Consider the following 14,242-nt stretch of genomic DNA (forward strand, 5'->3'; position numbering starts at 1 on the left):
GGCTGCGCCCTTACCGGCGCAGCCTGATCAAGACGAGGTTCGCATTATGATGATTATTCGCCCTATAGAGCGTCGCGATTTGGCTGATTTATTGACGCTGGCCGGTAAGTCCGGCATCGGTCTCACTTCCCTGCCACAAGATGAAGATACCTTGTCGGCACGCATTGAGCGGGCGTTAAAAACCTGGCAAGGCGAACTTCCGCGTGGTGACCAGTGTTATCTGTTTGTCCTGGAGGACAGCGAGCGTCAGCAGGCCGTAGGGGTTTGCGCCATTGAAGTGGCCGTTGGGCTCTCAGAGCCGTGGTACAGCTTCCGCGTCGGGACCCAGGTGCATGCGTCCAAACAGTTGAATGTGTATAAATCGGTGCCGACGCTGTTCCTCAGCAACGATCACACCGGTCATTCCGAATTATGTACGTTATTCCTTGACCCGGACTACCGCCACGGCGAAAACGGCAAACTGCTGTCGAAGGTGCGTTTCCTGTTTATCGCCGCCTTCCGTGAGCGTTTCTCCGAACGGCTGATTGCCGAAATGCGTGGTTTTTCCGATGAGAATGGCCGCTCACCTTTCTGGGAGAGCGTCGGGAACCACTTCTTTTCTATCGAGTTCGCCAAGGCGGACTACCTTAGCGGCACCGGGCAAAAGGCATTTATTGCCGAGCTGATGCCGAAGCACCCGCTGTATGTCGACTTCCTGGCTGAAGACGCGCAAAAAGTGATTGGTGAAGTGCACCCGCAGACAGTACCGGCACGCCGGGTACTGGAGTCGGAAGGCCTGCGTTATCAAGGTTATGTCGATATCTTCGACGGTGGCCCAACGTTGGAAGCGGAAATCGACCATATTCGTGCGGTCAAACAAAGCCGCCTGGTGAAAGTGGTGCTGGATGAGACCCCGATGCGCGCTGATGCGCCGCTCTATCTGGTGGCCAACGATCATTATCAGAATTACCGCGCACTGTTGGTCAATGCCGATCTGTATGACGACCGTCTGCATCTCAATGCCGCCACCGCTGCAGCGCTGGGTGTTGAACAAGGCAGCCCGGTGCGGGTTATCCCCCTTATTGCACAGGAGAAAGCGTAATGTCACATCCTGCACTCTTTATTAATGGCTCATGGCAACAAGGCCATGGCGCTGAGTTCAGTAAAACCGATCCGGTCGATAATCAGCCGCTGTGGCAGGCCAACGCCGCCGATGGCAGCGATGTCGCTGCGGCCTGTGAAGCCGCTCGTGCGGCGTTCCCAACCTGGGCTCGCACGCCTTTTGAGCAACGCGAGCAGATTGTGAAACGTTTTGCTGCGTTGCTGGAAGAACACAAACCGCATTTGGCGGCGGTGATCAGCCGTGAAACCAGCAAACCGCGCTGGGAAACGCTGACCGAAGTACAGGCAATGATCGGTAAAGTGGGGATTTCACTGCAGGCATATCAGACCCGTACCGGCGTTAGCCAGACGGCGATGGCGGACGGTGTTTCCGTATTGCGCCACCGCCCGCACGGGGTGCTGGCGGTGTTTGGGCCTTATAACTTCCCGGGCCATTTACCCAATGGTCACATTGTCCCGGCGCTGCTGGCGGGCAACACCGTGGTGTTTAAGCCGAGTGAATTGACGCCGCAGACCGCCGAAGAAACCTTGAAGCTGTGGCAGCAGGCCGGTTTGCCCAATGGGGTGATCAACCTGGTGCAAGGCGGGCGTGAAACCGGCGAGGCATTGGCCGCCCGTGCGGATATTGATGGCCTGTTGTTTACCGGCAGCGCCGGCACCGGTTATCACCTGCATCGTCAACTGGCGGGGCAGCCTGAAAAAATTCTGGCCTTGGAAATGGGGGGTAACAATGCGTTGATTGTTGATCAGATTGAAGACCGCGATGCGGTGGTTAATCTGGCCATTCAATCGGCATTTATTTCCGCGGGTCAGCGCTGCACCTGTTCGCGCCGTATTTTGGTGAAACGTGGCAGTGAGGGCGATGCCTTTATCGAGCGTTTGGTACAGGTGGCGAGCGCGCTGCGCATAGGCCGTTGGGATGCTGAACCCCAGCCGTTTATGGGCGGGGTAATCTCGTCGGCAGCAGCAGAAAAAATGCTGGCGGCGCAGCATCACTTGCTGGCGTTGGGCGGAAAAGCCTTATTGACCATGCAGCGGCTGGAAAGCGGCAGTGCGTTGCTGAGCCCAGGCATTATCGATGTGACTGGCGTGCGGGACGTGCCGGATGAAGAATACTTCGGCCCACTGACCACCCTCATTCGCTATAACGACTTTGATGAAGCGGTGCGTATCGCCAACCAGACGCGCTACGGCCTGTCGGTCGGTCTGGTGTCGCCGCAGCGTGAGCGTTTTGATCACCTGTTGCTGGAAGCTCGCGCGGGTATCGTCAACTGGAACAAGCCATTGACCGGTGCGTCAAGTGCAGCACCGTTCGGCGGTGTTGGGGCCTCCGGCAACCACCGTCCAAGTGCCTACTACGCAGCGGATTATTGTGCCTGGCCAATGGCGTCGCTGGAAAGCGAAAGCCTGACGTTGCCGGCGAGCCTGTCGCCAGGACTCTCATTTAACTAAGCACTCAGCGTTTTGTTGCGCAGGGCCGAGCCTGCTCGGCCCCAGGAGAACAGCATGTCAGGATATGAAGTCAATTTCGATGGTCTGGTGGGCCTGACGCATCACTATGCCGGATTATCATTTGGTAATGAGGCATCGACACAGCATCAAAACAGCGTGTCGAACCCAAAGCTGGCGGCCAAGCAGGGGCTGTTGAAGATGAAAGCACTGGCAGATCTTGGCTTTCAGCAGGGCGTTTTGCCGCCACAGGAAAGACCTCACGTGCCAATGCTGCGCAAGTTAGGCTTCAGCGGTAGCGATGAGGCGGTGTTGGCACAGGCTATGCGACAGTCTCCACGTCTGTTGTCCGCATTAAGTTCGGCATCTTGCATGTGGACCGCCAATGCGGCCACGGTATCACCGTCGGCTGACAGTGCCGATGGCAAGGTGCATTTCACTGCCGCCAACTTGAACAATAAATTCCACCGCGCGATTGAGGCTGAGACGACCTCTGGCGTGCTACGGGCGATTTTTAACGATCCACGCCATTTTGCGCACCACGAGGCTTTGCCGCAGGTGGCGCTGTTTGGTGACGAAGGTGCAGCTAACCATAACCGATTGGGCGGCGACTACGGTAAACGTAGTGTGCAAATGTTTGTCTACGGCCGCCAGGAGTTTGGCGGTGAAACGGCTCCGACGCGTTATCCGGCACGCCAAACGCGTGAAGCAGGCGAGGCAATTGCGCGTCTCCATCAGTTGGATGAGCAGCATACGGTATTCGTACAACAGAACCCGGCCGTGATCGATCAGGGTGTGTTCCATAACGATGTCATTGCCGTCAGTAACCAGAATGTGTTGTTCCACCATCAACAGGCATTTTATCAACAGCAGCAAGCGCTGGATGACGTGCGGCGTAAGATGGCGACGTTGGACAGCGAGTTGGTGGCAATTGAAGTACCGACAGCACGCGTGTCTGTGGCCGATGCGGTCGCGACTTATCTGTTTAACAGCCAGATCCTGACTAAGCCCAATGGCAAAATGATGATCGTGGTGCCGGAAGAATCGCGTCAACATCGTGGTGTTTGGGGCTATTTGACGGAGATGGTTGCCGCCGGTGGGCCGATCGATGAAATCAAGGTGTTTGATCTGCGTGAAAGCATGCGTAACGGTGGTGGACCCGCCTGCTTACGGCTGCGTGTGGCGCTGAATGAGCAAGAGTTACGGGCGGTAAATCCACGTGCAATGATGAACGATACGCTGTTCGTTACCCTGAATGAGTGGGTTGATCGCTACTACCGCGATCGCCTGACGCAAAATGATTTGGCCGATCCGCAACTGCTGCGTGAAGGGCGTGATGCACTGGATGCCCTGACGTCGATTCTCGGGTTGGGCTCGGTTTATCCATTCCAACAATAGGCGAAGCCACCATGTTTGATCTGTTGGCCCTGACGCTGGCGGGGCAGGTTCCCGCCGAGCAGCAGGGTGAGAACGAAAATTTGCACTGGCGTTGGCTGGGAGAAGGCCTGCTGGAAATCACGCCGCGGCAGGATTATCAGCACGCTGTGGTCGTTTCCGCGGGTATCCACGGCAATGAAACGGCGCCGATTGAATTGCTGAATCAGTTGGTCAAGGATGTGCTCTCCGGAGCCCGTCCGTTAGCCGTTCGCTTGCTGGTCGTGCTGGGTAATCCTGCGGCGATGCGGGCTGGCCAGCGCTACTTGCACAGTGACATGAACCGGATGTTCGGTGGCCGTTATCGCGATTTTGACCACAGTGGCGAAACCGCGCGGGCACAACAACTCGAACAGATTGTCGCGACATTTTTCGATGCTGAGAAAGCGGCACGATTCCATTATGACCTGCATACGGCGATCCGCGACTCGCGGTTGCCACGATTCGGCATTCTACCTTTCCAGACAAGGCCTTACAGTGCGGACATGCTGGCATTGTTGGATGCTGCCGACCTGGATGCGTTAGTGATCCACAGTGCGCCCGGTGGCACCTTCAGCCATTTCACCAGTGAGCACGTGGGGGCAGCCAGTTGTACGCTGGAACTGGGTAAGGCACGGCCGTTTGGCAGTAACGACTTGCAGCAATTTGCCGCTATCAACCGCGCTTTGCAGGCTGCGGTGAGCAATGAGCCTTTACCGCAACGCCCTGGCGACGCACTGCGGGTATTCCGTGTGGAGCGATCGCTTATCAAGCGCAGTGAGGAATTTAGGCTGCATCTCAGTGACGACACCGCCAACTTTACCGAACTGAAGCAGGGGACCCTGTTGTGTGAGCAACCCGGTGAAGAGTATCGGGTTCAGCATGCGCGCGAGTGGATCTTGTTCCCTAACCCTAAGGTCGCATTGGGATTGCGTGCCGGCATGGTGTTGATTGAAGCACCGCGTAGCACGCTGTATTGAAGTGTTAGTACCAAATACCTTTTTATACTTAAGAAATTTAAGGTTGTAGCGATGTTAGCTGCAACCTTAAATAACAACACTATATCATGCTGCAAATTCCTCTTATTTATCCCTCTTTATATCCTCTGGTTCGTCATTGCCATTTTTTTCTTTAATCATTCCCTGCTGTCATTTTTGATGCGTTGGATCTAATTAATTATCCTAAGCGGTAAAAGATTCGATTAAAACGTGATTGAACGCCTTAAATTCACGTGGTGACTTTACTCAGATAAAAATGTGAAATAAGTAACGTTATTAATAACCATGCTAACTTTCATGATATTTGCCGATCGAATGGAAAGCATACAAAAAGAAACCAATTTGCACCTAAATGGTGCATTGCACCAATATGGTTATAAGATATGTGGCAAATATCATTATTAATCAATGATTTGTTTTTTACTTTAATGTAATATTTAGTTACAAATAAACATGCTTTATCCACGGTGTTTTATGAACTTTTTTATTTTAAGTTTGCATTCATGATGCTAATGTCACATGGCTCCTTAATTAGGGGCGCTCATAAAACACTAAATGATAAAGATCACAGCCCAAACCATAAATTGGGCGTGATGGGCAGGATTTTAAAAATTATAATATCTAGGAAAATAAATGATGAAACGCAGTGTATTAGCCTTAGCTATTGCCCTTGGGGCAATCACCTCATTTGCCAACGCGGCTGAAATTTATAATAAAGATGGCAATAAACTCGATCTGTACGGTCGCGTTGCTGCCAAACATGTTTTCAGCAAAGATAAAGGTGAAGATGGTGATATGACTTACGTTCGTCTGGGTTTTAAAGGCGAAACGCAAATCAATGACCAACTGACCGGTTACGGTCAATGGGAATACCAAGTCGCAGCCAACCACGATGAAGCGCAAGGCAGCAAAGGCACCAAAACCCGTCTGGGCTTTGCGGGCTTGAAATTTGCCGACTACGGTTCATTCGATTACGGCCGTAACTACGGTGTCGTATACGACGCAGAAGCTTACACCGACATGCTGCCGGAATTCGGCGGCGACTCCTACAGCTACACCGACAACTACATGACCGCGCGTTCTAACGGCCTGGCAACCTACCGTAACCGTGATTTCTTCGGTTTGGTAGAAGGCCTGAACCTGGCGTTGCAGTACCAGGGTAAAAACGACAGTGACAGCCGTTCAGTGACTAAGCAAAACGGTGATGGTTACGGTATGTCCCTGGATTATCAGGACATCGGCGGCTCGGGCATCGGCGTAGCGGCAGCATTCTCTGACTCTAACCGTACTAGCGATCAGAAAAAATTGGATTACGGTAAAGGCGACAGCGCAACGGCCTGGACCACGGCAATTAAATATGATGCCAACCAGGTTTATCTGGCAGCGATGTATGCCGATACGCGCAACATGACGCCAATCAGCGGCAACGGTATTTCTGGTTTTGCCAACAAAACACAGAACTTTGAAGTTGTGGCCCAGTACCAATTTGAAAACGGCCTGCGTCCTTCCCTGGCCTACGTGCAGTCTAAGGGCAAGGATATCGAAGGGATTGGTGACGTCGATCTGGTGAAATACGTGGAAGTGGGTGCGACTTACTACTTCAACAAAAATATGTACACCTACGTTGACTACAAAATCAACCAGTTGAACGACGATAACAAGCTGAAACTGAGCACCGACGATATTGTCGCAGTTAACCTGACCTATCGTTTCTAAGTTTCAACGCTATTACCTTCTTCTTCCTGTGTCGGGAAAAATTGGTAACCAGGCAGAGCGCAAGCTCTGCCTTATTTATTGGGGCTTTATCGTCCTTTCGGGGCCTGGCCCATGACTTCGATGGCGGAGCGCAAGGTAGCAAAGCGCTGCTGATTGGTTTCATGCTCAATTTCATTCACCAAATGCGCCAAAATATTATTGCCGGATACTTTTTTATTGAGATTGATCAGTTGAATAACGGCGCCACCAACAGCCAGGCTGACGTCGCGCAATAGGGCTTCATAATGTTCGTTTGAAAGGGTAGATACGGGCATGGTGCCGTCTCCATATCGTTCGGGTGAAGCAATTTATCAAAATCGTGGCATAAAGCATCGTTGGTATGCCGGCTTTCCAGTGAATTCAGAAATTCCTCAGAAGAAACTAGCAGAAAAGTCGACGGGTATTTTACATTGGCGCATATTCGTTGGCGGGGAGCCAGAAGCCGTCGATGAAGTCCTCAAACGGGAAACAGCCGGCGTGACGCAGATTTTGTTCTTTCATACTGATCAGGCACTGGCGCTCATCGCGCAGGACGTCCACCACGATATCAGCGCAGCCACCATCCAGATAACAGACAAACATCACCAGAGCGTACATTGCGTCTCATGTCCTTCGTCAAGCTTTCCATTCCCTTATTGTAGGTAAGATTGGCGATTGTTTCATGCCTGGCTCGGCCCGACGAGGCGGATTGGCAGCGAAAGGTGGCACTTTCGGATTACTCTAACCGCTTAATACCTCAGGGCCAATTGAATATCCCTCTTGCAGTGCTAAGCTTAACAAGCCTTAAGTCAACGCAACATTGTAACCATCGAAAGGAGTGAATATGGGTTTGTTTAACTTCGTCAAAGAAGCGGGCGAAAAACTGTGGGACACAGTGACCGGCAATGCAACTGCCGAAGACCAAAGCGCCAAACTGAAGGACCATCTCAATAAAACGGGTTTGCCTGGCACCGATAAGGTCGATGTACAGGTGGTGGACGGTAAAGCTGTGGTGACGGGCGATGCAGCCAGCCAAGAGCTGAAAGAGAAAATTCTGGTGGCACTCGGCAACGTGGCCGGCATCAGTGGTGTAGAAGACAAGGTGACGGTAGAGCAATCTGCCGCAGAGAGCCGTTTCTACACGGTGAAGAAGGGCGATACCCTGAGCGCTGTTTCGAAAGAAGTGTATGGTAACGCGAACCTCTACAACAAAATCTTCGAAGCGAATAAGCCAATGTTGTCTAGCCCAGATAAGATCTATCCGGGTCAAGTACTGCGTATTCCGCAATAATTCAGACGCGTTTGCTATAGCCCGATCGTTGGTCGGGCTTTTTAATCTCAATCGGTATAAGTTGGTCTAATTATTCTTTGTTTTCCATAAAACTTATGAATGTCCCACGCCGTTCATCCTTGTCATCTGGGGGGAGTGTTGACCCTGATGAGGAAAATTGATAGCGTCTCAGCCCAACTGAGGTCTGAGCGGTATCGAGCGCGGAATCTGACAAACCCGCCATGGCGGGCTTTTTATTTATCAGCCACCCCTCACAATAACGTTAACGCGTGATGAGTTAAGATAGATTCTGTGAAACAACAGCGTACTACCTCACAAGATAAAAAATACCGTGAAACTTTGGGAGATGCGCAATTTGCTATCATTGTGCTGGCAATAGCGTCTTGCTCCCTGATCATTTTTACGCTGTCAGTCACGTTGTGGCTGACATGACGTCGTTCATTACAGGGGATAAAATGGAGCACAATCTCCACGATGAAACCAAGCTGCTGGCCATTATTGGCCTTTTGGTTTCCGTGCTGCTGGTCGTATCAATACTTTTCGGTGTCACTTATTTTTCTGATCTAAAGCATGCGCGCGATGAAGTCGATATAAAAGGTTGCTATATAAGGGCGCCTTAGCGTTCTGCCTCCCAGGTTGCGTTCTGGTCGCTTGCTCATGCTAAGCTGGCGTCCAGCAACTTACTCAATCTGTGTGCCGTTCTGGAGGTGTTTTACGATGAGCAATTCCCGCCCAACTTACTCTTCATCTTCCCGTGATTGTCCCGTCGTCGACGGTGTGCGCCAGATCCAACGCATTGCCGTGCGCAATGCTGAAGTCGGCGGTATTGCGATTAATCGTGCATTACCCACACGTGAACGTCGCACCGTTGGCGCATGGTGTTTTCTTGACCACGCCGGCCCGTCGGTATTTAGCGGTTCGTCACAGGGTATGGACGTCGGGCCACATCCCCATATTGGGCTGCAAACCTTTACCTGGATGATTGAAGGCGAAGTGTTGCACCGTGACAGCCTGGGCAGTGAGCAGGTCATACGCCCTGGTCAGGTAAACCTGATGACCGCAGGCCGCGGTATTGCACATACGGAGCAATCTACAGGGGAGGACCGACGTTTACATGCCGCACAACTGTGGATTGCGTTGCCCGCCGAATATGCTGACATGTCGCCGCGCTTTGATCATTATTCAGACTTGCCGTCTTGGCTGAGCGCTGGGGTTAAGCAGACGTTGCTGGTGGGAGAATTTCAACAATACCGTTCTCCCGTTATAACGTTTTCACCGTTAATCGCCATTGATTTGGAATGGCAGGAAGACGGATATTTGCAGCTTCCTGTGCGAGAAGATTTTGAAATAGGCTTTTTGCCCCTTATTGGTGCATTTGAGGTTAATGATGAAAAATTTTCACCTGATGAATTTGCCTATTTAGGTAAGAATCTTAACCGTATCGAGTTACATGGCACGAAGGGTAGTCGTGCATTATTCATCGGTGGGTTGCCATTAAACGAGGAGATTCTCATTTGGTGGAATTTTGTTGGGCACAGCAAGGCAGAGATTACGCGTGCACAGCGTGACTGGGAGCAGGGGAATATACGTTTCCCCGATGTTGTTGGCTATTCAGGCCCTCGGATGGCCGCGCCACACCTGCCCTGGAGCGATGTTTGATATCTTCGAGCTATAACAGCGGGAGTGTTTTATTCATTTGGCTCTATTAACGTTAAATTAATGTGATCACAACTCCATGTTTTCGTACCGATATAGTTTATCTGGGAAATAGTGATCTGGCGCAAATAAATGGTCGGAGCAGTGGATTAAGATAACTTCCAAGAAGTGATGTTATCTACCGCTAGTCAGAAGTCTGTGAGGTTATTATGAGCCAAGTACTCTATCGTGCAAGATTGTCCCATGTTGTTATTGCAACGGCGGTGTTTTGGATCTCAATAGCAGCCATGCTGGTTGTTGCTCTGAACTAACTCTGAATGATTATGCAATAAACCCGCTGCGGCGGGTTTTTTTATGACTGGATATTCTCAATATTCTAAAAACGGTTAATACTTATTAAACCAATAGCTGATTAACCTTGTGAAGTGCAATGATAATTCTTTCTAACGTAGTCGTGTTGTTAATTGCCGCGATTCATCTGTATATCCTGATCCTGGAAATGTTTCTTTGGCAGAAGCCGACGGGCAGGCGCGTGTTCGCGACCACCGCAGAGTTTGCGGCGGCAACGCGGATATTGGCCGCCAATCAGGGGCTGTACAACGGATTTTTGGCGGCAGGCCTGGTATGGGGCGTCTGGCGTGCCGATCCCGCTGTGCAGGTGTTCTTCCTGGGCTGTGTGTTGGTGGCAGGGGTCTTCGGTGGGTTAACGGCAAGCCGTAAGATTCTCAGAGTACAAGCGCTGCCTGCATTGGTTGCCTTGTTGATCGTGATATGGGTGCATTAACCCGCCGTGAGGGGCGGCGGGAAAGCGAGTCAGGCGGTTTTCTGATGAATAACGTGCAGCGGCGGAGCGATGTGCAGATCCACGCTCAGATCCTGCCTAAAATCATAAGGCGTGATATTGAACCGTTTTCTGAACATATACGTGAAATGTGATTGTGAGCCAAAACCAAAATCGAGCGCGATGTCAAAAATAGAGGCGTCACTGCTGCGCAATTGGTAAACCGCACCGGCAAGCCTACGCTCACGGATGTACTTACCCAGCGAGGTCCCTGTCGCTTCTTTAAACAGCTTCTGCATGTGCCACAGAGAGTAACCGGAGTATTCGGCCAGCTCTTCGAGATGGATCACTCGTCCAAGGTGAGTTTCGACCCATTTACTGAGGGCGCAGACTAATGAGAGGTGATGTTCTTGTATCATCAGTGCGTCTGTGTGAGATCTACATAGCGCTGAAGTATACACAACTTGCCGCCACGGACAAAAAGCCGCCCGCACCAAGGTGAAATTATTCGGAAAAACCATCGTTAAGTGGCTTGTCAGTGAGAAGGGAAAACGGCTAATCTGAAGTTGCCCGCTACCGCTGATAAAGTGGTTCAGGTCGCAATAAATAATAGCCTAAGCAGAGTCAGCCGTGACAATTCAGCGTTGATGGGGTGATCGCATGTTAATGACAGTGATTATTACTCTGGTTGTAATTGTGGGTGTTGCCGCTTTCATGGTGACGCCGGTGATGAGAATGAATAATGCGGAAGGTGTGGGAGGTGAAGAGCCGTGATATCAGGGAACAGCCTAACCCCAAATGGGGGTTGATAGACTTTCGAAAAAGCCTGGGCGCGTAAGTGACCCGGGCTTTTTATTGGTAAGTGCAATCCAATCAGACGTTTTTCCGCTCTACGGTTTCTTCTCCCCAGTACAGTTGGTCGGCACTGGTTTTGGCAAATGCGATTTGCAGCGCTTCATCACTGCCTTCTTCCCAGATTTTTTGTGCCAGAACTTCATCATTTTTTGCCAGTTCAAAAATAGCTTCGGCAATCTCAACCGAGGTTTCACGCACGGTAGCCCAGGATTTCACATTGTGGTTTGCCATAACTTTCTCCTGTTGGGTTGTGGCTGAGGGTTACGTCGATAGACACAGCGTTCAAACCTTGAGTATAGGTCAATTTAGTCGCGTGTTTTGACGTGCAATGCGCAAGAACGTTGAAAATTCAGTGGCAAACGGACAGGAGGCGGCAAAGCGCCAGGCGGCATGCTATTCTGTGCGGCGTCTGAATTAAGAAGGAAAGTAATTATGTCTGACATGCTGAGCAACGATCAGGAATTGGCCTCCGACCTGGTTGCCTGTCAACTGGTGATCAAGCAGATTTTGGATGTTATCGACGTTATTGCACCAACCGAGGTGCGTGACAAGATGGCAAGCCAACTGAAAAGCATCGATTTTTCCACGCACCCTGCCGGTGCTGATCCCGTGACCCGGCGGGCGATCGAAAAAGCGATTGCTCTGATTGAAATGAAGTTTACCCGCAACTAAGTGCGGGAACCGCCGCGCAGCGGCGGTTCTGGACGGTGGTGATTAATCCACCACCGTTTCGATTTTCTTAAACAGTGGGCAGTCCGACACGCCAATCAGCCCGTTATCACCGTGCAGATATTGCGCTATCACCAGATTGCGCGCTGTCATGTACTTGCATTGTAATCCTAAGCCACCCACGTTTTTATTGCTGCCGACCAGCACGCCATACCCCGAAAATAAAAATACGCCGTACAGCACCGCCAGCGTTACCACCCATTTCATCAGCTTGCCCATTGGGACTCCTTGTTATGTTTTGTCGCTGCGATGATATAGCCATGCGCAGACATCGGCGGCAACGGTAACAATCTGAAAAATCGCCTTCAAGCGGGTTTCTAAACGACAGGTTAAACTTCGTTTAAGTTGTCTGTGATAGCATGTTCAATAGATTATCAAGATAACAATGAGGCTGCTAAATTTGTTGCGGAAAAAAATCTTCGTGATAATCGCCTTCCTCGCGGCCTGCGTATTTTTTTATCTGCTGGCGCTGGATAGCTATTGCGATGAAGGAGGCACTTTTGCGTTGGGGATTTGCTCCGTCACCCGCTTTGTTCCATGGTGAACTGCGCAGCGGTGCGTAACAATTTTCAATCACGATGTTCGCGCCCATATCCAGAGTGCTAAGATGTCCGCCTGTTTTTAGCAGTAGGTAGGGTTTCCATGTACGATTTAGGTTTTGGTCTTAATGGCCTGGTATCGCTGGCCATCGCCGGGTTGGCGCTGGTGGTGGGATTATGGGTCTGGTTCCTGGTGAATCGCGCCAGTGTGCGTGCCAATGAACAAATTCGTCTGCTGCAGGACATTGCCGAGCAGCAGCGTCAGCAAACGGCATTATTGAAAAGCCTGGCGCAGAGCGCGCGTGGCGAGAGCGTAACTGACGATGATGATCTCAGTCCTGCGCTGGATTTCAAAGGTTTTATCCCTGAGCGTTAATCAATGAGTGGGCCGGGTGGTGGGGCGAGCCTTACGCCACCCGCCGTGCTCAGAAAAACTCCATCCCCTGATAGGGCTGTGCGCGGCATGCCGCAAGGCGGCTCGCCAAATCACCACTGTGTATTTCTAATTGATGCCCATCGGGGTCGAGAAAGTACAGCGATTCCCCCTCGCTGCGGTTGGTTTTCCACTCTTTAACGCCTGCCTGACGCAGCCGCAATGCAACCGCGGCGAAATCTGCCGCAGCAACGCTAAATGCATAATGGGTATAGTCGCTTGCTGCGTTTACTGCCCGTGCGGGGTCCAATGACAAACACATCCATAGCTCCCCAAGAGACAAATAGGCTCCGTTTTGCCAGCGAGCATGCGGCACAAAGCCCAACAGGTTGCTATAGAAATCGAAGCTACGATTGACGTCGCAAACCGCGAGTGTCAGGTGGTTAAGTCCGTTAAGCATGAGGGTCATTCCAGAGCAAGATAAACCAGGAAAAGTGTAATCAGCCGCGGTGAAAAGTTAAAGCCTGAAAAACATTAGTATGGATAATGTGAAAAGCCATCCTGTTGTCATAAATCTGTCGTATTGGCATCGTAATGTAGCGCCAACTCTACGAAAGATGGATAAAGCCGATGATTAAATGGTATGAAGAAAGCGACGCCGAGGTGAACCGCAGCATTGCGTTGATCACCGGAGAAAATCCGGATAAATGGTATCCCTATGGCGGCGTTAAAGGTAAAGATTATTGCAAGAATCCCTCCGATGCCTGGCCGATTATCTGCGCCAACAAAATCAGTCTGAATGCCGATAGCCAAAGTGATAACCCGCAGTGGCAGGCCCGTATGATTACCCAGCGTGGCGAGTGGCAGGCAGACAGCAACAGCCCACTGCGCGCCGCGATGATCTGCTTCCTGCTGAGTCAGCAAAACAGCGAAATGGTACGTTGAAACACCAGAATTACTGATGATTTTTCCCTTTTTATGACAACAGAACTGTCTCTGGCGGAGCCTGTTTATGAAGCGCATTATTAAAGGTGATAAAAACTTGTCTCATCTGGTGATTGCCCATGCGGCAATCGATCGTCATGCCGAAAGCTTCGGTCAGCGCCGACAGGGCTGGCCTTCAACCTACCTGATAAAATATCAAAACGATCGTGTGGCCGTAGAGGTGGTAACTCGCCGCCAATCCTACGTCGCAACGCTGATGATCGGCGCCCGGAATCTCACTAAACTGTGCGGTTTGTCGGGTTAAAAACGCCCCAACTTTGCCGTTATTCCCCGTATAAAATAGCGCCCTGGCCACCCTTGCCGGGGCGCTACTCCTTG

20 protein-coding genes are annotated in these 14,242 nt (G+C 51.2%); 14 read left to right on the top strand and 6 right to left on the bottom strand.

Annotated elements, in window-relative coordinates; all coding sequences use genetic code 11:
- Positions 1-46: 46 nt before the first annotated feature.
- From astA to ACI2J2_RS03195, 5 genes are all read left to right on the top strand, one after another.
- Entirely contained in the window at positions 47-1,081 is a 1,035-nt protein-coding gene (gene astA, locus ACI2J2_RS03175; RefSeq protein WP_209635309.1) for an arginine N-succinyltransferase, read from the top strand.
- A complete protein-coding gene (gene astD / locus ACI2J2_RS03180; RefSeq protein WP_404759404.1) occupies positions 1,081-2,553 on the top strand; it encodes a succinylglutamate-semialdehyde dehydrogenase in 1,473 nt (490 codons plus the stop codon). The genes astA and astD overlap by 1 nt, the downstream gene beginning before the upstream one ends.
- Before the next feature lie 54 nt (positions 2,554-2,607).
- On the top strand, positions 2,608-3,948 hold the full coding sequence (gene astB, locus ACI2J2_RS03185; RefSeq protein ID WP_209635306.1) for an N-succinylarginine dihydrolase: 1,341 nt from the start codon (positions 2,608-2,610) through the stop codon (positions 3,946-3,948).
- Between the two features lie 11 nt (positions 3,949-3,959).
- The gene (gene astE / locus ACI2J2_RS03190; protein WP_404759405.1) at positions 3,960-4,943 is read left to right on the top strand and encodes a succinylglutamate desuccinylase; all 984 of its coding nucleotides are present in this window, start codon (positions 3,960-3,962) and stop codon (positions 4,941-4,943) included.
- Positions 4,944-5,594: 651 nt separating this feature from the next.
- The gene (locus tag ACI2J2_RS03195) at positions 5,595-6,677 is read left to right on the top strand and encodes a porin (protein WP_404759406.1); all 1,083 of its coding nucleotides are present in this window, start codon (positions 5,595-5,597) and stop codon (positions 6,675-6,677) included.
- A gap of 86 nt (positions 6,678-6,763) precedes the next feature.
- On the opposite strand, the gene ACI2J2_RS03200 is transcribed toward ACI2J2_RS03195, so the two are convergent.
- Positions 6,764-6,991 (bottom strand): biofilm development regulator YmgB/AriR family protein, encoded by a 228-nt coding sequence (locus tag ACI2J2_RS03200; protein ID WP_209635304.1) that lies wholly within the window; start codon positions 6,989-6,991, stop codon positions 6,764-6,766.
- A gap of 130 nt (positions 6,992-7,121) precedes the next feature.
- Positions 7,122-7,313: a YebW family protein gene (locus ACI2J2_RS03205; RefSeq protein ID WP_012145560.1), complete on the bottom strand. Its 192-nt coding sequence runs from the start codon at positions 7,311-7,313 to the stop codon at positions 7,122-7,124.
- Between the two features lie 226 nt (positions 7,314-7,539).
- On the opposite strand from ACI2J2_RS03205, the gene lysM reads away from it, so the two are divergent.
- From lysM to ACI2J2_RS03225, 4 genes are all read left to right on the top strand, one after another.
- Positions 7,540-7,986 (top strand): peptidoglycan-binding protein LysM, encoded by a 447-nt coding sequence (gene lysM, locus ACI2J2_RS03210; RefSeq protein WP_037419951.1) that lies wholly within the window; start codon positions 7,540-7,542, stop codon positions 7,984-7,986.
- A 455-nt stretch (positions 7,987-8,441) separates the two neighbouring features.
- Positions 8,442-8,606, top strand: coding sequence for a hypothetical protein (locus ACI2J2_RS03215; RefSeq protein ID WP_209635303.1), 165 nt, complete (start codon positions 8,442-8,444; stop codon positions 8,604-8,606).
- A 97-nt stretch (positions 8,607-8,703) separates the two neighbouring features.
- Entirely contained in the window at positions 8,704-9,645 is a 942-nt protein-coding gene (locus ACI2J2_RS03220; RefSeq protein ID WP_314588193.1) for a pirin family protein, read from the top strand.
- Positions 9,646-10,072: 427 nt separating this feature from the next.
- Complete coding sequence (locus ACI2J2_RS03225) at positions 10,073-10,426, top strand: DUF1304 domain-containing protein (protein WP_209634076.1); 354 nt, start codon at positions 10,073-10,075, stop codon at positions 10,424-10,426.
- A gap of 29 nt (positions 10,427-10,455) precedes the next feature.
- Here ACI2J2_RS03225 and ACI2J2_RS03230 read toward each other — a convergent pair whose 3' ends face one another.
- Together ACI2J2_RS03230 and ACI2J2_RS03235 are read right to left on the bottom strand one after the other, a co-directional pair.
- The gene (locus ACI2J2_RS03230; RefSeq protein ID WP_209634074.1) at positions 10,456-10,842 is read right to left on the bottom strand and encodes a helix-turn-helix domain-containing protein; all 387 of its coding nucleotides are present in this window, start codon (positions 10,840-10,842) and stop codon (positions 10,456-10,458) included.
- 454 nt (positions 10,843-11,296) lie between these two features.
- Positions 11,297-11,509: a YccJ family protein gene (locus ACI2J2_RS03235; RefSeq protein ID WP_037419942.1), complete on the bottom strand. Its 213-nt coding sequence runs from the start codon at positions 11,507-11,509 to the stop codon at positions 11,297-11,299.
- Between the two features lie 201 nt (positions 11,510-11,710).
- On the opposite strand from ACI2J2_RS03235, the gene ACI2J2_RS03240 reads away from it, so the two are divergent.
- A complete protein-coding gene (locus ACI2J2_RS03240) occupies positions 11,711-11,950 on the top strand; it encodes a DUF2766 family protein (RefSeq protein ID WP_004945684.1) in 240 nt (79 codons plus the stop codon).
- A 42-nt stretch (positions 11,951-11,992) separates the two neighbouring features.
- On the opposite strand, the gene ACI2J2_RS03245 is transcribed toward ACI2J2_RS03240, so the two are convergent.
- Positions 11,993-12,226, bottom strand: a complete 234-nt coding sequence (locus ACI2J2_RS03245; protein WP_209634072.1) for a YobH family protein — start codon at positions 12,224-12,226, stop codon at positions 11,993-11,995.
- 166 nt (positions 12,227-12,392) lie between these two features.
- On the opposite strand from ACI2J2_RS03245, the gene ACI2J2_RS03250 reads away from it, so the two are divergent.
- Both ACI2J2_RS03250 and ACI2J2_RS03255 read left to right on the top strand, forming a co-directional pair.
- Positions 12,393-12,551 carry a PhoP/PhoQ regulator MgrB gene (locus ACI2J2_RS03250; RefSeq protein ID WP_073963402.1) on the top strand — a complete coding sequence of 53 codons (159 nt, stop codon included), beginning with the start codon at positions 12,393-12,395 and terminating at the stop codon, positions 12,549-12,551.
- Positions 12,552-12,649: 98 nt separating this feature from the next.
- Positions 12,650-12,922, top strand: coding sequence for a YebO family protein (locus ACI2J2_RS03255; RefSeq protein WP_265553697.1), 273 nt, complete (start codon positions 12,650-12,652; stop codon positions 12,920-12,922).
- Between the two features lie 49 nt (positions 12,923-12,971).
- Here ACI2J2_RS03255 and fos read toward each other — a convergent pair whose 3' ends face one another.
- Positions 12,972-13,379, bottom strand: coding sequence for a fosfomycin resistance glutathione transferase (fos, locus tag ACI2J2_RS03260; protein ID WP_265553695.1), 408 nt, complete (start codon positions 13,377-13,379; stop codon positions 12,972-12,974).
- A gap of 170 nt (positions 13,380-13,549) precedes the next feature.
- Between fos and ACI2J2_RS03265 the strand changes: the two genes are divergently transcribed.
- Together ACI2J2_RS03265 and ACI2J2_RS03270 are read left to right on the top strand one after the other, a co-directional pair.
- The gene (locus ACI2J2_RS03265) at positions 13,550-13,864 is read left to right on the top strand and encodes a phage protein NinX family protein (protein WP_265553694.1); all 315 of its coding nucleotides are present in this window, start codon (positions 13,550-13,552) and stop codon (positions 13,862-13,864) included.
- Positions 13,865-13,931: 67 nt separating this feature from the next.
- Positions 13,932-14,168 carry a DUF4060 family protein gene (locus ACI2J2_RS03270; protein WP_037419924.1) on the top strand — a complete coding sequence of 79 codons (237 nt, stop codon included), beginning with the start codon at positions 13,932-13,934 and terminating at the stop codon, positions 14,166-14,168.
- Positions 14,169-14,242 lie beyond the last annotated feature (74 nt).

Source organism: Serratia sp. NPDC087055 (assembly GCF_044900985.1).
GTDB lineage: Bacteria > Pseudomonadota > Gammaproteobacteria > Enterobacterales > Enterobacteriaceae > Serratia.